The organism is Variovorax sp. J22R115, assembly GCF_030317005.1.
Taxonomy (GTDB): domain Bacteria; phylum Pseudomonadota; class Gammaproteobacteria; order Burkholderiales; family Burkholderiaceae_C; genus Variovorax.
In genome coordinates, this window is record NZ_JASZYM010000025.1 from 52795 (window position 1) to 73047 (window position 20253).

17 protein-coding genes are annotated in these 20253 nt (G+C 64.1%); 5 read left to right on the forward strand and 12 right to left on the reverse strand.

Annotation, left to right across the window (positions count from 1 at the left end):
• Nucleotides 1-74: 74 nt before the first annotated feature.
• Nucleotides 75-470 carry a TfoX/Sxy family protein gene (locus QTI04_RS31215; RefSeq protein ID WP_286598865.1) on the reverse strand — a complete coding sequence of 132 codons (396 nt, stop codon included), beginning with the start codon at nucleotides 468-470 and terminating at the stop codon, nucleotides 75-77.
• Nucleotides 471-541: 71 nt separating this feature from the next.
• Here QTI04_RS31215 and QTI04_RS31220 point away from each other — a divergent pair, with 71 nt between their 5' ends.
• On the forward strand, nucleotides 542-1132 hold the full coding sequence (locus QTI04_RS31220) for a hypothetical protein (RefSeq protein WP_286619087.1): 591 nt from the start codon (nucleotides 542-544) through the stop codon (nucleotides 1130-1132).
• A 276-nt stretch (nucleotides 1133-1408) separates the two neighbouring features.
• Here the strand turns inward: QTI04_RS31220 and QTI04_RS31225 are convergent, their stop codons facing one another.
• A complete protein-coding gene (locus tag QTI04_RS31225; RefSeq protein WP_286598864.1) occupies nucleotides 1409-1666 on the reverse strand; it encodes a hypothetical protein in 258 nt (85 codons plus the stop codon).
• A gap of 625 nt (nucleotides 1667-2291) precedes the next feature.
• Between QTI04_RS31225 and QTI04_RS31230 the strand changes: the two genes are divergently transcribed.
• From QTI04_RS31230 to QTI04_RS31245, 4 genes are all read left to right on the forward strand, one after another.
• Nucleotides 2292-3506 carry a LanC-like protein gene (locus tag QTI04_RS31230; protein ID WP_286598862.1) on the forward strand — a complete coding sequence of 405 codons (1215 nt, stop codon included), beginning with the start codon at nucleotides 2292-2294 and terminating at the stop codon, nucleotides 3504-3506.
• A gap of 255 nt (nucleotides 3507-3761) precedes the next feature.
• Entirely contained in the window at nucleotides 3762-4085 is a 324-nt protein-coding gene (locus QTI04_RS31235; RefSeq protein WP_286598861.1) for a helix-turn-helix transcriptional regulator, read from the forward strand.
• A gap of 71 nt (nucleotides 4086-4156) precedes the next feature.
• Nucleotides 4157-4663, forward strand: coding sequence for an arsenate reductase ArsC (locus QTI04_RS31240; protein ID WP_286619071.1), 507 nt, complete (start codon nucleotides 4157-4159; stop codon nucleotides 4661-4663).
• On the forward strand, nucleotides 4660-5310 hold the full coding sequence (locus QTI04_RS31245) for an MIP/aquaporin family protein (protein ID WP_286619073.1): 651 nt from the start codon (nucleotides 4660-4662) through the stop codon (nucleotides 5308-5310). The genes QTI04_RS31240 and QTI04_RS31245 overlap by 4 nt, the downstream gene beginning before the upstream one ends.
• A 24-nt stretch (nucleotides 5311-5334) precedes the next feature.
• Here the strand turns inward: QTI04_RS31245 and QTI04_RS31250 are convergent, their stop codons facing one another.
• From QTI04_RS31250 to QTI04_RS31295, 10 genes are all read right to left on the reverse strand, one after another.
• A complete protein-coding gene (locus tag QTI04_RS31250; protein WP_286598858.1) occupies nucleotides 5335-6993 on the reverse strand; it encodes a sulfatase-like hydrolase/transferase in 1659 nt (552 codons plus the stop codon).
• Between the two features lie 137 nt (nucleotides 6994-7130).
• On the reverse strand, nucleotides 7131-8123 hold the full coding sequence (locus QTI04_RS31255; RefSeq protein ID WP_286619074.1) for a tripartite tricarboxylate transporter substrate binding protein: 993 nt from the start codon (nucleotides 8121-8123) through the stop codon (nucleotides 7131-7133).
• A gap of 21 nt (nucleotides 8124-8144) precedes the next feature.
• Nucleotides 8145-9506, reverse strand: a complete 1362-nt coding sequence (locus tag QTI04_RS31260) for an MFS transporter (RefSeq protein ID WP_286619076.1) — start codon at nucleotides 9504-9506, stop codon at nucleotides 8145-8147.
• Nucleotides 9507-9526: 20 nt separating this feature from the next.
• Nucleotides 9527-12247 (reverse strand): CoA-binding protein, encoded by a 2721-nt coding sequence (locus tag QTI04_RS31265; protein WP_286619078.1) that lies wholly within the window; start codon nucleotides 12245-12247, stop codon nucleotides 9527-9529.
• A gap of 13 nt (nucleotides 12248-12260) precedes the next feature.
• Nucleotides 12261-13571 (reverse strand): ATP citrate lyase citrate-binding domain-containing protein, encoded by a 1311-nt coding sequence (locus QTI04_RS31270; RefSeq protein ID WP_286619079.1) that lies wholly within the window; start codon nucleotides 13569-13571, stop codon nucleotides 12261-12263.
• Between the two features lie 103 nt (nucleotides 13572-13674).
• Entirely contained in the window at nucleotides 13675-14607 is a 933-nt protein-coding gene (locus tag QTI04_RS31275) for a tripartite tricarboxylate transporter substrate binding protein (protein ID WP_286599280.1), read from the reverse strand.
• A 152-nt stretch (nucleotides 14608-14759) separates the two neighbouring features.
• Nucleotides 14760-16160: a sensor histidine kinase gene (locus QTI04_RS31280; protein ID WP_286619081.1), complete on the reverse strand. Its 1401-nt coding sequence runs from the start codon at nucleotides 16158-16160 to the stop codon at nucleotides 14760-14762.
• Nucleotides 16157-16825, reverse strand: coding sequence for a response regulator (locus QTI04_RS31285; protein WP_286598852.1), 669 nt, complete (start codon nucleotides 16823-16825; stop codon nucleotides 16157-16159). The genes QTI04_RS31280 and QTI04_RS31285 overlap by 4 nt, the downstream gene beginning before the upstream one ends.
• A gap of 735 nt (nucleotides 16826-17560) precedes the next feature.
• Entirely contained in the window at nucleotides 17561-19525 is a 1965-nt protein-coding gene (locus QTI04_RS31290) for a kelch repeat-containing protein (RefSeq protein WP_286619083.1), read from the reverse strand.
• Between the two features lie 107 nt (nucleotides 19526-19632).
• Nucleotides 19633-20253, reverse strand: a 621-nt coding sequence (locus tag QTI04_RS31295) for a hypothetical protein (RefSeq protein ID WP_286619084.1), incomplete at its 5' end; no start/stop codon positions are given.

Below are 20253 nucleotides of genomic sequence, written 5' to 3' on the forward strand. Positions count from 1 at the left end.
GATGCATGCTGGCGCGGTAACTGACCGGAGATGGCCAGTTTTGCCCTGAGCAACTGAGCAGCAGGTAGAGCGGGTCAGCGCTTCTTCGTAGCGGCCTTCTTCGCCGCCATCTTCCTGGCAGCCGGCTTCCGCCGCGCGGCCGCGCCGGCCTTCCGCAGGACGGCCTCCCAGGCCAGGCAGGCCCAGCGTGCCGCTTCTTCGCGGTCTTCGTAGATTTCGGGCGGCGCTTCTACGTACGAGGTCGGTGTCAGCTTGCCCGAGCGCATGTACTCGAAGGGTGCGAGCCCTTTCGCCTCGAACTGAGCCCGGCTCTCCTCGTCGGTCTTGAGGTACAGGCGCTCGCCGCTCACTAGGCCGAACATGCGCCCCTCGTGGAAGATGCCGTGGCCTCCGAACATGGGGCGGGCCGACACGCGGCCGAAGCGCTCGAACACTTCGGGAAGTTCCTCGGCCAGCCTCAACGTGCCCACAGCTCACTATCGAGGTCCTCGGGACCCCAACCCTCACTTTGTTCAGGTGTGAAATCACGGGAGGCAATCTCATGGATGGCCGTGAAACGAACGCGGAGCAGCGCAGGTTCATCACCGACACCGAATCGACGAATTCTCATGAAAATCCTTGTGCCGACTTGAGATGGACCGAGAGTCTGTCACATCCGCTCTGCATCGCGACCGGCCGTGAACTCACGATTCGCGATTCGGATGTTGCTGCGACCGACCTGGCTTTGGAGAAAGGGGATGACCTCGTCAATGGGCAGTTGGTCCCCGACTTTCCGATGAACTTCTATCAGCACCTTGGGACGCCTCGCTCCACAAACTGCTCCAAAAGCACGACTTGCGCCCGGTCCTGCATGAGAAGGCCATGTTCGTCAACGAGGTTGGTCCACTCCGTCGCGCAGCGACAGAGCCAGGTTGCCGCGCTGAACATGCTTGGGCGGCGCCAACCTTTTGACATCAGCCCGTTCTTCTGGAGCCAGCACTACGACGTTGCCATTCAGTACGTGGGTCATGCCGAATGCTGGGACGCGATCCAAAAGCGGCTGCGCGCGGCGGCAGTATCAGCCGGCCTGACGGGGGTCTTCTGTCCGATGAACTTGCCCTTGTTCCTTGGCTCGCAGCGACACGTCGACTAGGCGCCGGCAGGCGGTGTCTACCAGCCGGTGTGGCGGCCACTGGAGGAACGCATCACGATGCGAAGAAGGTCGCGCAGCCAATGTCGGGTCAGACTGAACTCGAACCTTCGGCGAACTCGCGGCCGGGTGCCTGGCAACGACATTGAAGAGATAGCGGCGCCAGGAACGTCGCTCCGGGCGATCCAAATGGATACCGACTTGTTCAGGTCTTGCGCCAACGTTGGCAAAGAGGCCGCAGTTCGCGGGGCAGGTCGGCGCTGACCGTCTTCGGGAGGGCTAATCCGGAACGAACTTCGCCTTGAACTTCGCAACGTCATCCGCCTGTTCCAGGGTCACGAGTTGGCCCATCTTGCCGTCAGAGAGTCGGCAGGCGGCGAATAGGCTGTAGCGGCCCCTCAGGCCATAACTCGGGAGGTCGATAAGCGCGTATGGCTGCGGCACGAACACTTGGTGTTCGAACACTACCCGGTGCACGTTACGTGGCGAGGGGAAGAGCTTGTAGTCGGTGGTCTCGAAGGACCTTGCAGTAGCCATTTCGCAATTCTCGCTCCAATGACGGTTGCATGCCTTGGTCAATGCGAGAAAGGCGCTAGCCGACTCCCTCCGGTGCAGGGCTCCAGGAGATTCGACATGTCGAATGTCGTCAAGGAGTTCATCAAGAGAGGTCCGGTTGTGGCCCGACTCTAGCCGGTCGTGGCTGCGAGTGTTCGCGCCTGTAGCGGAAATTCGACCTTATTGCCAGTTTCGCGCAGCCACCGGAAGCTGCTCGCTCGCAAACCTGCGCGAACGGGCCTTCGCGTTAGCGCTGGCATCAGGCCGCCGTAGCCGGCGGGGCGGGAATCGAGATGACGTTCGAGACGCAGCTCGGGTTGTTGGTGGCAGGTGTCTTGAAGCCGCAACTTCCGTATAGGGAACGAAGCCGCCAAGTCGCTTCGAACATCCGTTTTCCCAAGGCCGCCACTTCCGCAAAGGCCCCATTGCGGCTGTACGGATTTCCCCGAAGCGGGCGTTCAACTTCGGGAGGCTGTGAGGGCTCTTGCGGCACGAGATTGTTGACCGCAGCGTGGTCAGTGCGCACGCGCTTCGCAAGCCGAAAGCGTGCTGCTCGTGGGCAGGCGTACGACTTCACTCTGGTCTGGCTCCTTTGTAGACTGTGTTCATGGCCGCAATGCTTTTCAACTCGGACCGTCACGAACCGCTTGTCCCCGACGCCTGGGACGAAGCAATTGCTCGTAGGAAGATTGAGCAAATTGTTGACGACGCGGACGCTCGGTTCTCCCCAGAACTGCTCTGGCCGACCCACCCCAACGACAGTTCAGAGTGCGCGCCTTCTTACATGCTTTACTGGGGTGCATGCGGCGTGTTGTGGGCCCTTCGCTATTTGGAGGTTCGGGGCGCCTGCCGCCTGAAGAGAGACTACGCCCCCTACGTGAAATCGCTCCTCGAGCCCAATCGAAAGCAAATGGGCCACGAGGCCGGGAAGCCATTTGGCAGCTACCTCATGGGAGACACGGGCATTCAGCTGCTACAGCAGTGGCATGCACCTTCTAGCGAGACATGCTCCGAACTCATCAAACTTGTGGAGGCGACGCGCGACCATCCCGCGCGAGAACTGATGTGGGGTGCGCCAGGCACACTCTTGGCCTCCCTGTTCCTGCATCAGCAGACGGGCGATGCCGTCTGGTCGGAGCTCTACCGTACGACGGCCCAGCAGCTTTGGTCGCAGCTTCACTGGTCAGTAGAACATGGCTGTCACTACTGGACGCAGGACTTGTATGGCAAGACCTACACATTCTTGGATGCGATTCACGGGTTCGTGGCAACGGCTGCCGTTCTTATCAATGGACGACATCTCCTCACTCCTGCGGCTTGGTCCGAATGGCAGGAGTGCATCGCCAACACCGTACGCCAGACGGTCGAGTGCGACCGGGGTAGAGCAAACTGGCGCGCGAGACTCGACGGCTCACCCCTCAGCGAGTCGCCCGGTCTTGTCCAGTTTTGCCACGGTGCACCGGGATTCGTGATTTGTCTCGCGGACTTCCCGTCGGATAGCCTCGATGACCTGCTTGTGGCTGGCGGGGAGACCACTTGGAGCGCGGGTCCACTGCGCAAGGGGTCTAACTTGTGCCATGGCACCGGGGGCAACGGCTACGCATTCTTGAAGCTGTATCGGCGTTTTGGCGGAAGCATGTGGCTGGAACGGGCTCGGGCTTTCGCCATGCACGGTATCCACCAGACTGAACGCGACCTCGCCCAGTTTGGCCAATTGCGCTATTCGTTGTGGACGGGGGACCTGGGTTTTGCGGTGTATCTCTTGGACTGCATCGAAGGTACGGACCGATTTCCGACGCTTGACGTCTTCTTTGAGAGCTAGTGCCCGAACACCTTGGGCAGTCAGACTTTCATGAGAAGCCCATGTCAGTGGCTCGCTGGGGGCATGTAGAGACGCTGCCTGCACCCGGAGCTCGTGCGGAATCGCTAGCCCCGACGCATCCGCGGTCATTCGATTGATGACCAGATCGATTTTCATGGGCTGCTGGATGGGCAGATCCCCTGGCCTCTCGCCCTTGTAAATCTGTCGAAACCGGCTCGCTCTTGATCACCTCTATATTTCCAGTATGATGGAAATATGGAAGAAAATGATGCTGTTCGATCGCTTGCTGCATTGGCTCAAGGCGCTCGCCTGAGGGTATTCCGTGCTCTGGTGATCGCCGGCCACCAAGGCATGACACCCGGCGTGATGGCTGAGGGATCCGGCATCCCGCCCGCAACGCTGTCTTTCCATCTTAAAGAGCTGATGAACGCAGGCCTGGTAAGCCAGGAGCGCCAAGGCCGCAAGCTCATCTATCGGGCCTCGTTCGACCGAATGAATGCGTTGCTGGGCTATCTCGCCGAGAACTGCTGCCAGGGCGAGGCATGCGCCGTGGACGCGGCAACCACCTGTTCGTGCTGAAGGAAGCTATCGATGAAACGATTACATGTGCACCTGAAGGTGCAAGACCTGCCGGCAACCTGAGACGCGACATGAGCGAAACCCAACCGATCAACGTGCTGTTTCTCTGCACCCACAATTCGGCGCGGAGCATCCTGGCCGAGGCGACCCTGAATCACTTGGCTGATGGGCGCTTCAAAGCCTTTTCGGCCGGCAGCAGCCCCCGTGAGAACCAGCAGCCCAATCCGATGGCGCTGGACATTCTGCACAAGGCCGGCATCTCGACCGAGGGACTGCACAGCAAGAGCTGGGATGAGTTCGGCAAGCCTGACGCCCCGCACATGGACCTTGTCATCACCGTGTGCGACAACGCTGCGGGCGAGGTGTGCCCGTATTGGCCGGGGCAACCGGCGACTGCGCACTGGGGCTATGCGGACCCTTCGGAGGTCGAGGGCTCGCCGGAGCAGAAGCTGGACGCCTTTCGCTTGACGCTGCATGCCATCCGGCGCCGCCTGGAGTTGCTCGTGAACCTGCCGCTGGCCAGTGTGGACAAGTTGATGCTCCAGACGCAGGCGCGAGAGCTGGCCGGGAAGTCATGACGCTCTGGCGCAAGGCGCTGGCCGAGCTGCTGGGCACGGCCGGTTTGCTGTGCGCAGTCGTGGGCTCGGGCATCATGGCCGAGCGCCTTGCAGGGGGCAACGTGGCCATTGCGCTGCTCGCCAACACGCTGGTCACGGTGTTCGCGCTCTACGTTTTGATCGAGGTGCTTGGCCCGGTCAGTGGTGCGCACTTCAACCCGGCCGTCAGCGCCGTCATGACGCTGCGCCGCGAACTACCCGTGGCGAGCCTGGGCGTCTATCTGGCAGCTCAGTTGACAGGCGCGCTGTTGGGCGCCTGGCTGGCCAACGCCATGTTCGACCTGAGTGTGCTCCAGTGGAGTGCCAAGGTGCGTAGCGGCTGGGGGCAATGGCTGGCTGAACTGGTGGCGACATCGGGCCTGGTGCTGGTGATCCTCCGTGCGCCGGCAGGCAAGGTCGCGCAGTTGGTGGCCTGCTACATCGGCGCGGCCTACTGGTTCACGTCCAGCACCTCCTTCGCCAATCCGGCGGCGGTGTTCGGGCGCATGTTCAGCGACAGCTTTGCCGGGATCGCCCCTGCCAGTGCAACGGGCTTCGTGGTGGCCGAATTGATCGGCGCCGCAGTCGGTTTTTCCGTCTATCGATTGTTGCCCCCGGCTTCGGCCTAGGTTCGTCATTTTCGGCCCCCGCGCCTATTGCCGCCCGGGCTGCGCTTGGCGCAGTTGGTCGCCATTTATCTTCTCACCGAGACGTCGCATTACCCACCGGGTTCTATCGGCAGCTGGTGACATCGCTCCGAGATCGATAGCCACTCGCCGCTCGTCGACATACCTGATGGCCGCTGAACCGAGCAAGGTGGGCACAAGGTCGGCATGCATCGCCTTGGCTTCATGGTTGGCACGGAGCCGTTCCCAACGCGCGGAGTTGCTGGCGCGCCATTCATCGCTCGCCCACATTACGGCCGGGACTGTCGTGTCCCAGCGGGTCGGATCTTTCAGCGCGTGCTGAAAAAGCTTTCGTCCGTCGTCAAGCAGGTTCTCGCCATGGTCAGCCGTGTACATCACGAAGGACGAGCCGCCCGCCTGCGCTGCCTCCGAGATCACAGCATCGACGAATCGGAGGGATTCGGCCACAGCGTTGTCGTAGGCGCGGATGAAATCCGGCAGGGTGGAATCATCTGGGAGTTCAGAAAGTTTCGAGCAGTCGGCCTGAAAAGCAGCTGTTGCAGGCTCATAGCGATCGCAGTACGAAAAGTGTGCGCCGTAGGTATGCACCACGATCAATTTCTTGGGCGCGTTCTGCGCGAACGCCAATCTGAGCGATGGCAGAAGGCTTTCTCGATCGGTCCTCTTTATCGTTACGAACATGTCGGTGTTGGCGTCAGGCCATGCAATGCCTCTTTCCTGGACGGCAATCCAATAGGTGTGAAATCCAGCTTCCTCGAAAGCCTTCATGAACGTTGCGTCCTTGCTGACCCGAAATGCACCGCCAGGCATTTCGCGCGAGATGAGCAGAGGGACCGACGTATGCGTGCTGCTGGATCCGGACGTCACATCGCAATAGATGATCGCGTCTTGATGGCTGATGCCGACCTGCTTTTGGCCTCCGCATGCGCCGAGCCGGTCGGCACGCACTGATTCCCCGATGATGAGGATGTATGTCTCAGTCTGCGGGTGAAGTCCTGGCAACTGCGAGGCGCCCCAACTCGCGGACGCCGAACGAGGGTTGGTGGGCGCATAGGGCAACGCCGTCGAGATGAAGTCGTCACGGCCGATCGCAGAAGCCGCGGCCACGGAAATCACATTCAGCGGCCACGCGCGCAGCACGGTGTCATGAAAGACGGCGCCACATGTGACTGCGGCGAAAGTGATTGCCGCAAGGGTGGCCGAAGGCCACTTCCCGCGCCCCGTCCGGGCTGACGGAGTGCGAAACAACACCCAGATCGGCATGGCGAGCAGGACCGCGGTCAGGGCTATCCAGTGGGCATGAGGCTGAATTACTGGCCACGCTTCGTGTGGGTCCGGCCGAATCAAGGCCGCCTCGAGGAGGTTGACATCGCGTAGCAGGTCAGCCCCCACGGCTAGAACGCCGAACAGCGCCGGGACGTATGTGAGGACCAGGAATACTCGAAGCCCTAGGATCGCCCGAAGTAAGCCAAAGAACACTGCGGTTGCGGCAAGGAGGTAGGCGGCTCCAAGATCACGGACGTGCGTGGATGAAAAGATCGTCAGGGCCGGGATCAGCAGGATCGCGCCCCACACATAGTCGATCAGACTGACGACGCCGTGCTGTCTGTTTGCCGTTGACGCAGATGCTGCATGCGCCTCCCGGGGATCGCTATGTTGCTCCATGACCTTCTACGCGGATAACGGCATTCTGGCCAAGATGCCTGGCGACCTGATCGCTCGCGGTAGAAGACATTGCCGTCGGCAGGGGCTGGCCAGCCTGAGAAGATGTCTGTACTGACACGAGACCGGCCAGTTGACCATTAGTCGGGCTTGATCTTAGCCTTGGCAATGACAGGCTTCCAGCGCTGCTGCTCTGATTCGATGAAGCGCGCGAACTCGGCGGCCGTGCTGCCGACCGCTATCGCGGCCTCTGACTCGAAGAGCTTCAATGCCGCCGGCTCCTTGACGGCACGCGCTGCGGCCGCCGAGAGTTTATCGGCGTGTGCCTGAGGCAATGACGCTGGCGCAAGAAGCCCATACCACTGCGTCATTTCGAAGCCGGGGTAGCCCTGCTCGGCCACTGTCGGGACATCGGGCAATTGCGCCAGCCGCTGGCTCGTTCCTGTGGCAATGCAGCGCACCTTTCCCGATTTGATGAACGCCATCACGGCCGGTGCGCCGACCGCGGCGGCATCCACGCGACCGCCCATCAAATCGGTGAGTTGGGGCCCGGTGCCTCGGTACGCGACGTGAAGAATGTTGGTGTCGCTCAGCATCTTCAGGTATTCAAAGGCGAGGTGGCCCGCGCTGCCGTTGCCAGCGGAGCCGTAGTTCAACTCGCCTGGCTTGGATTTGGCCAAGGCTATGAACTCCTTGAGATTTTTGGCGGGCAGATCGGGGCGCACGACGTACAGGCTTGGCACTTTCGAGAGCAGCGAGATCGGCCTGAACGCCTTTTCCGGGTCGTAAGGCAACTTGGGAAAGATGTAAGGATTGACCGCGATGGTGCCGATGTGGCCGAGCACTAGCGTGTGCTGGTCTTCGGCGCGAGCCACTTCGCTCATTGCGACATTGCCGGCACCCCCGGGCTTGTTGTCGACATAGACGCTCTGGCCCAGTAGCTTGGTCAGCTCTGCAGCGGTGGCACGGGCCACGATTTCCGAACTTCCGCCCGGTGCGAAGGGCACTACCAGGCGGATCGATCTGCTCGGCCAAGCGGCCTGGGCCCTTGCCGCCAGTGGCAACATCGCCGCGGCAGGCAACGCGGCGCCCAGGCACAGGGCGCTGCGACGGGTCAAACGAAAAGTGTTCATGGTGATTCTCCTTGGTTGATCTCAGGCGACGCGGACCGGCACGGCGGCGGTTGCCACTGGAAGGGATGCAGCCGTATCGCGCGCTTGGCTGCGGCCCATCCAGAGGACGATCGCGGCGCCCGTTCCCGTCAGAACCGCGAGCGGCAGCAGCGCCAGGGGATAGCTCCCGGTCGCGTCCTTGATGGCGCCCAGCATCCATGTGGCGCCCGAGGTGCCGATGTGGGCCAGTGTGTTGATGGCGGCGATGCCGGCTGCCGCGCTGCCTGCCGAAAGCCATTCGGTCGATAGCGCCCAGAACGGACCCTTGATCGAGTAGGTGCCCACGAGAACGAAGGTCAGCAGGACCATCGTGGCGGCCAGCGAGCCGGCGGTGAGCTGTGTCGCCAGCAGGCAGGCGGAGGTCAGGGCCAAGGGCAATGCCGTGTTCCAGATGCGCTCGCCCGACTTGTCGGCGCGGCGGCCCCACAGCACCATGATGACGGACGCCACGGCGAAGGGAATGCCGTTCATCAGGCCCGTCTCCATGGTGGTGAGTCCGAGGGACTTCAGTATCTGCGGCTGCCACAGCGAGAGCGCGTTGCTGGTGGCAGAGCTACCGGCGTACACGACCGCGAGCGCCAGCACGTACTTGTTCTTCAGGATCTGCAGCACCGACATGTGGGCGACGGGCTTGGCCTCCTGCTTTTCGGACTCCAACCGGGCGTTGAGCCAGTCGCGCTGTTCACCGGTCAACCATTTCGCGTTGTCGGGGCGATTCGGCAGGATGAAGAAGACCATGACGCCCAGCACCACGGCAGGAATCGCCTCCAGGATGAAGAGCCATTGCCAGCCGCGCAATCCCAGCCAGCCATCGGTGCCCAACAGGGCGGCCGAGATCGGAGAGCCAAGCAGGCTCGAGATCGGGATCGCCACCATGAACGTGGCCACGATGCGGCCGCGGTACTGCTTGGGGAACCAATAGGTCAGGTACAGGATGACGCCCGGAAAGAACCCGGCTTCGGCAGCCCCCAGGAGGAACCGGCCCAGGTAGAACGAGTACGGGCCGACGGCGAACGCGGCCAGTGCTCCGACGATGCCCCAGGTGACCATGATCCGCGCGATCCACAGCCGCGCACCGAATTTCTGCAGCGCGAGGTTGCTGGGGATCTCGAACAGGATGTAGGCAATGAAGAACAGGCTGCCGCCCAGCCCGAACATCGCCTGCGAGAGGCCCAGGTCCTTGTTCATCTGCAGTGCCGCGAAGCCGGCGTTGACGCGGTCCACGTAGGCGATGAAGTAGCAGAGCATCAGGAAAGGCAGGATGCGCAGGGCGACCCGCCGCATGGTGGCTTTCTCCAGGGCCGATTTTTCAGCGGGCTGCGACGCGAGGGAATGGGTGTTCATCGAAGTTCTCCAGACGTGGGTCACATTACGAAGGAACACGACGCCTCGGGCGTGCGGGTGTCCATGTTCCGGCCGCGGTTGAGGTGGTCGTCGATCTCGGCGGCGGCGCCGATCATTCGGCCGTAGAGGAAGACGGTGAACGCGGCGGCCTCCAGGTCGCGCTCGGTCAGCGCGCCGGCCTTGTAGTCCTTCCACAGCAGCGCCAGCAGCAGGGCCGCGATGACGGCATCGACGTTGACGCAGAAGACGTAGGGCGTGGCACCGTTGGCATAGAGCGCCTGCACCAGTTCGAGGTAGTAGGCGTGGAAGACGTTGTAATCACCCTGCTGCGCCATGTAGCTGGCGATGAAGCGCTCGCGCGGGTCGTGGTTGACCGGCTTGCCCTTGAACACGGGGTGATGCACGCCCGGCAAGGCCCGCACCTCGCTGCCCAGTTCCTTCGCTGCGCGCTTGTCGGCCTTGTAGGTCTTGGCGAAGGCGGCCGCCATGGCCTTGAGGTCGAGGCCGTGCGCGGGGTCGGTCGGATCGGCCAGGCCGCTGGACTTGAACTGCTCCAGCAGGAAGGCCATGCCTTCGAAGCCATTGCCGCCATGGCTGTAGCCCGTGTGGGTTAGGAAGCCGGCCATGGCCTTGTTGATCTGGACGCGGCCCGGCGTCTGTGGGCCGTCCGCCGCAACGGCGCCTTTCGCACCCTGAGCTGAGATGGAGCCCGGACCGTTGGAGATCAACAGGCCGATCAGCATCTGCAGAGGCCGCGATTCGTCTTCGCTGGGCTTCTTGCCGGTGATGGCCAGGAAGCACAGGTCGGCCATGGTCCAGTGGCCGAAGCGTTCTTCGCGCGCGATGCCGCACAGGGAGCCCGCCTGGTGCTGGTCGCCCGGGATCGATGCGCCGACCATCACGCCATAGAGGCGCAGGTACCACGGCAAGGTTTCGGCGGTGAGACGACTGATGCGCTTGCGCACCAGTGGACCCCAAGCGATCGTCGTGGCGATGGCTGCCAGCAGCGCGTCGCGTGACGGCGGGCCGTCCAGCGCCTGTACGAAACGCAGGAAAACCGACTTGGCCCCGCGTTGACGCACGGCTTCGAGCATCGCGGCCGGGCGCGGGTCGCCGATCTCATCCGGTCCGGCCATGAAGAGTTCGCGCACGGCCGGATCGACCGAAAGGTGTCTGAAGTCGAAGCTCTCGTCGTGTCCATCCTTCAGGCCTGAACCGGCGAACAACTCGATCAGCGCGCGACTGCAGGCGAGCGTGCGACTCACGCGACGCGGTCCGACGATGGCGACCGCCGCAGCCATCACGGTGTTCGGCGAATTGCCGGCATCGCGCGCCGCATCGGCGGCCACGAGGATCGGATCGCCCACCAGGTTCACTTCGGCCGCGACGGCGATGTCGAGCAGTGCCCGGTCGTTCGGACCTGCGACCTCGTGCACCAGGGGCAGCGCGAAGTTGGCTTGCAGCGGTTCGAGCGCGAGTTCGAGCACGGACTTGCCATGTACCGACGTCACCTGCGTCTTCGAATCCATCACCGAGGCACCCGAGCGGTCCTTCATGTTCTGCCGCGCGATGACGGCACCCACCTGCGCGCCGAGTTCCGCGATCTGCGCCGCGTAGGGTTCAGGCGCGGTGACCGGGTCCAGTGCCAGGGCGGAGGGCAGGGCGATGCCCTGGTCATTGGCCATCCACGGCTTGAGGACGAGGCTGCCGCGTGGCGCGAAGTCGGGCTTGGCGTCGCTCAATTTCATGACGGCGGTCAGCGCCGCGGGAATGTGCGCGATGTTGGTCACCACCGCGCCCTTGCGCGAGACGATGGGGTTCTCGGGCGTGTACAGGCCGTCCACGCCGAAGGCCTCCATGAACCAGCGCTCCTTGTCCTCGGCGCGGTCGCCCGAGCCTGCCATGGCGCCGGCGTGCCCGACGGCGCGGGTGAGCTTGGATTTCCACCGTCCCACCACGCAGGCCACCACGGGCTTGCCGAATTCCAGATCCTGCTCGTAGTAGCCGCCGGGCTCGGCGTAGAGCACGGCGGCGCGGGAGCGCCCGTCGTTGCGAAACGCATGCGCGAAGTCGCGCGCGGCGTAGTGGATGTAGACGTCCTTGCCCGACGAGACCAGCGTGGTCGTGCCCCAGCCTTCGGTGGAGAGGTATTGCGCGATCGTGCTGGTGAAGCCGCCGGAATTCGAGAAGATGGCCACGGTGCCCTGCAGCAGCGATTCCTCCGGATGGTCGCCGCCCAGTGCGCCGCCGATGCGCGTGCGGCTCCACGAGTCGGCCACGCCCAGGCAGTTGCCGCCGATGATGTCCACGCCGCGCTGCTGCGCCATGGCGCGGATCTCGCGTGCGTCGTGCACCGCGATCTTCTCCGTGATGATGACGATCTTCTTCAACTCAGGATTCACGCGGATGAGTTCGGCCACGCCGTCGCGCACGCCCGAAGGCGGCAGGTACACGACGCCGGTGTTGAAGACATGACCGGCATCCAGTCCCTCGCGCACGTTGTTGAACACGGGGATGTCGCCGATGGCGGTCTTGAGGGATTGGCCGCTGCGTCCCGGCGAGGTGCCGAACACCACGTTGCCGCCCGAGAACACATGGCTGGTGGGCGTGACCTGGCGCGACTCGCCGCCCAGGATGTTGAGCACGCAGACGCGGTCGCCGCGTGTGGCCAGGTCCGCGAGCGAATGGATGCCGAGGTAGTAAGGCGAAGAGGACGACGCCCCGTTGGCTTGGTTGTGCATGACGTGGTTCCTCTCAGCGGGCGGTGGTGTCAGGGGTGGTGTGGGGGGTGGAAGGCGTGATGCCCAGGTGCGCGGCGATCTGCGCGCGCCCTTCGGCCTTCATCCATTCATCGACCTTCTTCGCGTAGTTCACGACCTCGGAGATCGCACTGTCGAACCCGAAGAAGCGGTAGGGCACGCCGAGCGCATCGCAGGCCTCTGCCAAGGCCCCGAAGCCGCGCACCAGGTTCGGCCCGCCGCGCCCGACCACCACGTACAGCGGTGTCGGTCCGTGCTCGGAGAAGTGCTCGCGCAGTGCGTCGCCCATCGCACGCAGCGTCTCGTGGATGTCGGTGTTGTTCGACTTGCCGCCGATAATGAACAGCACGTTCGACTGACGCAGGAAGTGGCGGTAGCAGATGCGCGCGACCTCTTTCATCTTTTCGTAGGGCGGGTTGCCGCCGAAGTCCGACGAAATGCTGGCGGCTTCGCCCAGCACTTCGGTCACGAGGCTGTTGGCGCCGCCGCCGAAGGTGGGCGCGAGGATGGTGCCCTTTTCGTTGATGACGAAGACGTCCGACTGGCCCTGGTGCGTGCGCAGCTCGTTGACTTCCTGTTCGAAGGCAGAGACGTCGGCTGCGAAGAGATGGTCGGGCAGGCCCAGGCGCGCCACCCGCGGGTCGTCCCGGTCGAAGCCGCACTTGAAGTCGCAGGCCACGGGCGTGAGGCGGCCGCTCTTGTCCGCCCGCATGCGGATCGGGTTCAGCTCCAGCGTCGTCATGCCGTAGTGATGCATCAGCTCCCAAAGCTTGGGCAGGTGCTGCACGAGCGGAGAGATGACTTCGCGCGGCGCGCCGATGTCGGTCAGCGCGTTGGCAATGACGAAGGCCTTCAGGCCCGTGAGTGCATCGAAGGGAACGGTGCGGATCTCGTCCTTGCCCAGTTCCTCGATGTCGACTCCGCCCTTGTGCGTGATGGTGATGGTGGGTGCGCGAAAGCGCGTGTCGTCGGTGATCGAAAAGTAGATCTCATGCTCGGCCGGCACGCCGCCTTCGAAGGTGACACCGTTGGCCTTGGCCACCGCATTGCCGTGCCGGTGCTCCGCAAAGTACAGGCGCTCCTTCTCGGCCAGCGCGGTCTTCAGGTCGCTGGCCTTGCCAATCAGACCCGACTTGCCTTTCTTGCCCACACCGCCACGAAAGAGCGGCTTGATGAAGACCTGTCCGTGACGCTTGATGAGGTCCTGGATCTGGCCTTCGGAAGCATCCGGCCCGAGCACGTCGGAAGTGGGGAACTCCACGTGTTCGAGCAGTTTGGCGCCATGCAGCATGCCGGTGAGTTGCATAAGAGAGCTCCTTTGAAGTTGAGAAAGACAAAGCTCCGCCCGGGCCGGTGCTGGGCAGCACCGGTCGATGGCGATCAGGGGATGTGGTTGTGGTTGCCGCCTGCTACTTGGCGACCTTGAGGCCGAAGTCTTCGGCCACCTTGCGATAACTGCCCACGCTGCGCTTCACGTAGGCATCGAGTTCGGGACCCGTCATCGAGAACGCGTACAAGCCGCGTTCGCTGCGCAGTTGCTCGTAGGGCTTGCTGGCGAGCATTCGGGTGAACACATCGACCCAGGCCTTGTAGTCCGCGTCGCTGACCTTCGGGCCGACGTAGAAGCCGCGGACGATCGGCCAGACCAGGTCAAAACCCGCTTCGCGCGCCGTCGGCACCTGGGCCAGTTGGCCGGGCAGGCGCTGCTCCGACATCACCGCCAGCACGCGGATCGGTGCGCCGGCCGCGAGGCGCGTTGCCGTCTCGGAGGCGTCGCCCGTGTACACCTGCACATGGTGGCCCTGCAGCGCGGTCAGCGCCTCGCCTCCGCCCTCGAAGGCGACCAGGCGCATGTTGCGATGGTGGACGCCCGCTGCACGGGCGGTCATGGCGGCCTTGATCCAGTCCTGGCTGCCGAAGGTGCCGCCGGCACCGAACACGATCTTGGACGGATCGGCCTTGATCGCGGCCATCAGGTCCTTGAGCGTCTTGAACGGCGAGCTGTCGGCCACGATCACCACGCCGTAGTCGGCCGCCACGCCCGCGACCCAGCGCACATCGGACGCGTCGTGGGGGCCGAACTTGCCCTGCGCGATGTTCAGGAGCGAACCGCTGGAGAAGGCCACCAGCGTCTCCGCCTCGGCGGGCCGCTGCGTCACGAAGGCATTGAAGGCGAGAGCGCCGATGCCGCCAGGCAGGTAGCTGACGCGCATCGGCGCCTGGATGTACCGGCCTTCCAGCAAGCCGGCCTGCGCGAGCTTGCAGGTCACGTCGAAACCTCCGCCCGGCTTGGCCCCGGCGACGCACTGGGTCTTGTCGAGGTCGAGCGCATGGGCTGGCATGAAGCCCGTGCAAAGCGCGAACAGCAGTGGCAGAAGGGGTATCTTGGCGTATCGCATCGGGGCGTGTCTCTTTTGGTGTGAGCCCACTGTATCGAGACGGCGCTTTCAGGCTGCTTTCAGAAAAAACGGCAAAACCTAGGTGAAAACCCGTGTCATTGCGTGATCGGGAGTTCGATGGACACCAGCAGTCCGCGACCGTCATTGCCGCTCGCCAGCCGCAGGCTGCCACCGTGGCGCTGGGCGATCGAGCGGACGATGGAGAGGCCAAGGCCGGAGCCAGGTAGCGTCATGTTGCTGGCCCGAAAGAAGCGCTCGCCGGCACGCGGCAGTTCATCCTCGGGGATGCCCGGCCCGGAGTCGATGACTTCGAGCATGGCGACGGCATTGCCCTGGCGCACGGCGACAGTGACTTCGCCGCCGCGCGGCGTGTAGCGGATCGCGTTGTGCAGCAGATTGGAGAGAGCCTCGCGCAGCAGGGCGGCATGGGCGAGCAGTTCGAGCTGCTCGCAAGCGCTGTCGAAGCCCAGGTCGATGCCGCTGTCGCGCGCCGCCGGCCACCAGTCGCGCGTGCTTTGCCGGGCCAATGCGACCAGGTCAATCGGCGCCAGATCCAGCTCGACGGCGTCGGTGCGCGCCAGGGACAGCATCTGGTTGGTCTGGCGCACGGCTTCGTCCAGTTGCGCCTTGACGGCCGTCAGGGCGTCTCGCATGCGCTCCGGATCGGGCTCGCGCAGCGCGTAGCCGACCTGTGTCGCGAGCGTGGCCAGCGGTGTGCGCAACTGATGCGACGCGTCGTCGATGAAGCGCCGGCGCGCTTCAGTGAGCGCGCGATTGCGAACGACGTGGTGGTTGATCGCGTCGACCAATGGACGAACGTCCGCCGGAATGTCCAGCGTGTCCAGCGGCGCGAGATCCTGCGGTGCGCGCGAGCGCACTTCGTCGTGCAAGCGCCGCAGGGGCTTCAGCGCCCAGCCGATGGCGACGGCCAGCAGCGCGCTGGCCAAAAGAATCAGCAGCAGGTCGCGCTGCACCGACTGCCATACGAGGCTGCGGGTGAAGGTGGTGCGCGAGCCCAGCGTCTCGGCCACCTGGATGATCACGCGCTGATCGCGCTGGCCTCCTCCAATGGGTTCGTTGAGCACGCGCGCATAGGTTCCCACGCGCACCGCTTCGTCGAAGTAGCGCGAATCCTCGAAGCGGGGCTGGCCGGTCACCAGGGGGGCCGTCGGTGCCGGCAAGTCTGCATTGCCGATCTCGACCAGCGAATCCTCGGTCGCGACGCGGTAGTAGACCTGCCCGCTCGCCGTGAGCTCGAAGAATTCGAGCATGCGGTAGGGCAGTTCGACTGACAGGCCACCGCTTTCCGTAGAGATGTTCGCATCGATGGCCTTGATGGCACCGAGCAGCGAGCGGTCATAGGCCGCATTGGCGGCGTCCAGGGACGTGCGCCATGTGAGCCAAAGCTCGGCCATGACGAGCAGCAGCATGCCGGGCAGCAGGACGAGCAGCAGCTTGCGCCGCAAGCTTGCTCCGTGCCAGGCCGCAAACGTCATGTGCCGGATTCGAGCACGTAGCCGAGGCCGCGCAGCGTGGTGACGCGCACCGGGCTGGCCTCGAGGCGCTTGCGCAGGCGATGCACCAGGACTTCGATCGCTTCCGGGCTCACGTCCTGCTCGTCGGAGAAGACCCGCTCGAGGATTTCCTGCTTGGACAGTGGCTGGCCGCTGTGCTGGATCAGGGTACGCAGCACGGCATGTTCGCGCGGCGTCAGCACCAGGCTTTCATGCCCGAGCACGAACTGCTTGGTGCCGGCGTCGTAGGCGAGGGGCCCGCAGGCAAATCTCGGATGGTCTCCACCGCGCGAGCGGCGAATGAGGGCGATCAGCCGGGCTTCCAGTTCGGCGAGCTCGAAAGGCTTGGCCAGAAAATCGTCGGCACCCTCGGTCAGGCTGCTCACGCGCTCCATGAGCGAGTCCCGCGCGGTGAGGATGAGGATGGGCATGCGCTGGTCGGCCGCACGAAGGTCTGCGAGCACTTCGTGGCCGCCCAAGCCCGGCAGGCCCAGGTCGAGGATCAATGCGTCGTAGCGCGTGTCCTTGACGGCGCGTCGCACCATTCGCCCATCGGCCACCCAATCGACCCGGAAATCGCTTTGCTCCAGCGCGCGGGTCAGCCAGGTTGCCAGACCTGCTTCGTCTTCAGCCAACAGGATGCGCATGGCAATGAATCCGGATCTGATTGAGCCAACATTGTGCATCGCACGTCGGAACACGACTGCCTCGGGAGATGCCGGTCGAGCATGCGGAAGCTTGTCGCCGACAGTTCCAATTCGAGGTCCAAGATCGAACGCGTGCTCCTGACTGTTCGCGTCCCATTTGCGAACTTCCTTTTGCAGGTAGCTGCGAAATCGGCCACGCCCGGCCCCGTCAGCCGTGAGACAAGAGGACTTCCGTTGGTGGACGCCATTTAGTGCGCAGCCCTATCATCAGCCCATGAATGCTTCGCGCCTCCTCGTCATCCTCTCATTGACCACAACCGCCCAGTTCTCACTTGCGGCGGATGATCCAGTGAACCGATGCAAAGGCCCCGACGGCCGCATTACCTTGACGGAGCGACCTTGCGGAGATCCCGCGACTGAGCGAAGCATTCAAGAGCCAGCAAGAATCGCCGTCGAGAAGATCCAGGCCGAGGACATCTTCCGCGCACGAGAAATGGCGAAGCGGGACGGCACCCCTAGCGATACGTCAGGGGTCACAGATAGCCGCGAACTTTCAAGGGCAAGCTTGGCCGATCCCGCTCGATAGTCTTGTCCACCGGCCGTGCGCCGCAAGCCTCCCGATCCCAAGCGCATCGCGGGCAGGAATCACGAGATTTGCGTGGCTGAGGAATACCCGCCCCCAACATCGAAGGCCCCATCAAGGATCTGGACGTGCTGAACACCAGCGCGGCGCTACTACGGCAAATACAACTCCGCCGTTGCCAGAGAGGTGGAGTCGTTGGCCCCCCCCACGAGCAGCACATGGCCATTCGGCAACAGGGTCGCGGTGTGGAAGTAGCGTGCGGCGATCATGGCGCCAGTGGCCGTCCACGAGCCGCTGACAGGGTCGTAGAGATCCATCGTGGCCTGCGTGATGTCGCTGCTGTTGTAGCCCCCCGCGGCCAGTACCTGGCCATCGATCTGGAGGGCGGCCGCGGTGGCACCGGTGCGGCCGGTGCTCATGGAGCCGGTGGCCGTCCAGGCGCTGGAGGAGGGGTTGTAGCGCTCCGCCGAAGCGAGAGAGCCACCGCCTGCGTTGCCGCCGTTTCCTCCCGCCACCAGCACCGTTCCGTCCGGCAGCAGGGTGGCGGTATGGGTCAGGCGAGCGGCGAGTAAGGGTGCGGTCGGCGTCCACTGGGCGGTGGCAGGGTCGTAGAGCTCCGCCGCGGCGAGGGGGCTGCCGTTCGTTCCTCCCGCGACCAGCACCCGGCCATCCGTCAGCAGGGTGGCGGTGAACACGCTACGAGCGGTGTTCATGGGGCCGGCGGTTGCCGCCCAGCGGCCGGTGGCGGGATCGTACAACTCTGCCGTAGCGAGATAGCCGCCGTTGGTTCCTCCTGCTACCAGAACCTGGCCATTCGGCAACAGGGTCGCCGTGTGGCCGCTGCGCGCCACGCTCATGGCGCTGGTTGGCGTCCACAGGCCGGTGGCGGGGTCGTAGAGCTCCACCGAGGCGCGGAATGCGCCGTCGAGGTCCTCTCCTCCCGCGACCAGTACCCGGCCATTCGGCAGCAAGGTCGCGGTGTGGAAGAAGCGAGTTGCGCTCATCGAGGCGGTTTCCGTCCACAGGTCGGTGCCCGGCTCGTACAGTGCCGCCGATGCCAGGGTGCTGTTGTCGTTGTGTCCCCCTGCGACCAGTACCTTGCCCATCGTCAGCAGGGTCGCGGTGTGGTTGGTGCGTGCAGTGTCCATGGAGCTGATGGGCACATCCGTGCCGGCGAGCACCACCTGGATGTTCACCGTCGCGGAGACCGATCCCGCCGCATTGCTGCCCGTCACCGTGTAGTTGGCCGCAGTGTTTGCGTCGTGCGGCGTGCCGGAGATGACACCGGTGGAGGCATCGATGCTCAATCCGAGGGGCAGCGTCGGCGTCACGGCGAAGGCATCGATCGGGCCTCCGGTGCTGTGCGGCATGTTGGGCGTGATGGGCTTGCCCGTGGCGTACAGGGCCTTCGGTTCCTGGTAGTTCAGCGAGGTGGGCGCCACGCCGGGCGGCTGGCGGACCTCGATCTGCAGCACAGTGCTGGTCGAGCCGGCGCTGTTGCTGGCGGTCGCCGTGAAGCTCGCCGGTGCGGCGAGCCGGTTGGGCGTGCCGGAGATGACGCCGGTGAGGGGGTCGATCACGAGGCCGTCGGGCAGCGCGGGCTGCACCGTGAAGCTGCTGACATCACCGCCCTCCACGGAGGGGTGGTTCGGCGGGATGGGCTGGCCGATGGTGTAGATGGCATCCTGGTTTTCGAAACCCAGATTCGCAGGGGGCTCTGCCCTGGCCTTGACCGCGATCAGCAGGCCGGTCGTGACCGAGCCCGCGAAGTTGCTGCCGGTGACCGCGTAGAAGGCCGGCGCGGCCACCACCCGCGGCGTGCCGCTGATGATTCCGGTCCTCGGGTCGATCTGGAGCCCGTCGGGCAATGCCGGATCAACGGCATAGCGAAGAATCACGCCGCCGCTGTGGCTGGGGGCGTTCGGTTTGATCGGACTGCCCACCACGTAGACGACTGCATTGCGCTCGTAGTGCAACCCTGCGGGGGGCAAGATCGTGACCGGGAAGAAGCCTCCTCCGCCATCGCCGCCGCCGCATGCACCCATGCACAGCAGGGCCAGGATGCTCAGGCTCCATGCCAGGAGGCGCAAGGCGCCTGACCAAGATGTCGTCTTCATTGCCGACCCCTTCCCTCGCCAGAGGGCCGGCAGTATGCAGCCGGGTACTAGCGGCTGTCCACTCCATTGCCGCGCTGCCAAGCGCGGAACGAAGGGTGTGCGCCGCACTAAGCGTGACGCAGCATCTTCAGCTGACTGATTGCGGAGCCCAGGCCGCCGGGTGTCGCCACCCCTCCGTAAGACGCCCTTTGCACAGACCGGCGCCATGACTTGAACCAATCTTGGAGCAAGCTGGTCAGTTCAGTTGCGTTCTTTGGCGGCATGGGAGCAGGTTCTGATGCGTCCTCTCGTACGAAGTTGAACGAGCCCAAGAATTTCTCAACAACCGGCGCGATGTCCGCTTCGCCAGGTGCTTCCATTGCTGCAACTTTCGCGGCTCTATTCACGTCATACCGCCTTGCGGTTTCGGGCAGGTTTGCTTCGTTCAAGAGCGGCGTTACTACCTCAGCAACCGCCTTGACGTGGAGCGTCACCAACTCTGTGAGCCTGTCCAGCGCGAACGTGAGCCCCTCCCATGGCTTCTCGCGAGCTGTGCTAACGCGGTTGAAGATGGACTCAATCGACTCTTTCGCCAGCTTGAGCAGCCCAACTGAGCTGGCTCCTTGAATGACAGGACACGGTCCATCGCTTATCTTTGAAGATAGGAGTAGGACTGTGAGTACGAATAGGAATACGGATACCGTCGAAGTGATCATGAAGGACCAGCGCCGCAGGCGCTGGTCCCTCGC

Excerpts from the sequence above, each read along its gene's own strand:
- QTI04_RS31255 (WP_286619074.1), bottom strand. The coding sequence starts at position 8,123 with ATGAACACTTTTCGTTTGACCCGTCGCAGCGCCCTGTGCCTGGGCGCC.
- QTI04_RS31220 (WP_286619087.1), top strand. The coding sequence starts at position 542 with ATGGATGGCCGTGAAACGAACGCGGAGCAGCGCAGGTTCATCACCGAC.
- QTI04_RS31230 (WP_286598862.1), top strand. The coding sequence starts at position 2,292 with ATGGCCGCAATGCTTTTCAACTCGGACCGTCACGAACCGCTTGTCCCC.
- QTI04_RS31245 (WP_286619073.1), top strand. The coding sequence starts at position 4,660 with ATGACGCTCTGGCGCAAGGCGCTGGCCGAGCTGCTGGGCACGGCCGGT.
- QTI04_RS31235 (WP_286598861.1), top strand. The coding sequence starts at position 3,762 with ATGGAAGAAAATGATGCTGTTCGATCGCTTGCTGCATTGGCTCAAGGC.
- QTI04_RS31240 (WP_286619071.1), top strand. The coding sequence starts at position 4,157 with ATGAGCGAAACCCAACCGATCAACGTGCTGTTTCTCTGCACCCACAAT.
- QTI04_RS31275 (WP_286599280.1), bottom strand. The coding sequence starts at position 14,607 with ATGCCAGCCCATGCGCTCGACCTCGACAAGACCCAGTGCGTCGCCGGG.
- QTI04_RS31265 (WP_286619078.1), bottom strand. The coding sequence starts at position 12,247 with ATGCACAACCAAGCCAACGGGGCGTCGTCCTCTTCGCCTTACTACCTC.
- QTI04_RS31260 (WP_286619076.1), bottom strand. The coding sequence starts at position 9,506 with ATGAACACCCATTCCCTCGCGTCGCAGCCCGCTGAAAAATCGGCCCTG.
- QTI04_RS31270 (WP_286619079.1), bottom strand. The coding sequence starts at position 13,571 with ATGCAACTCACCGGCATGCTGCATGGCGCCAAACTGCTCGAACACGTG.
- QTI04_RS31250 (WP_286598858.1), bottom strand. The coding sequence starts at position 6,993 with ATGGAGCAACATAGCGATCCCCGGGAGGCGCATGCAGCATCTGCGTCA.
- QTI04_RS31280 (WP_286619081.1), bottom strand. The coding sequence starts at position 16,160 with ATGACGTTTGCGGCCTGGCACGGAGCAAGCTTGCGGCGCAAGCTGCTG.
- QTI04_RS31225 (WP_286598864.1), bottom strand. The coding sequence starts at position 1,666 with ATGGCTACTGCAAGGTCCTTCGAGACCACCGACTACAAGCTCTTCCCC.
- QTI04_RS31290 (WP_286619083.1), bottom strand. The coding sequence starts at position 19,525 with ATGAAGACGACATCTTGGTCAGGCGCCTTGCGCCTCCTGGCATGGAGC.
- QTI04_RS31285 (WP_286598852.1), bottom strand. The coding sequence starts at position 16,825 with ATGCGCATCCTGTTGGCTGAAGACGAAGCAGGTCTGGCAACCTGGCTG.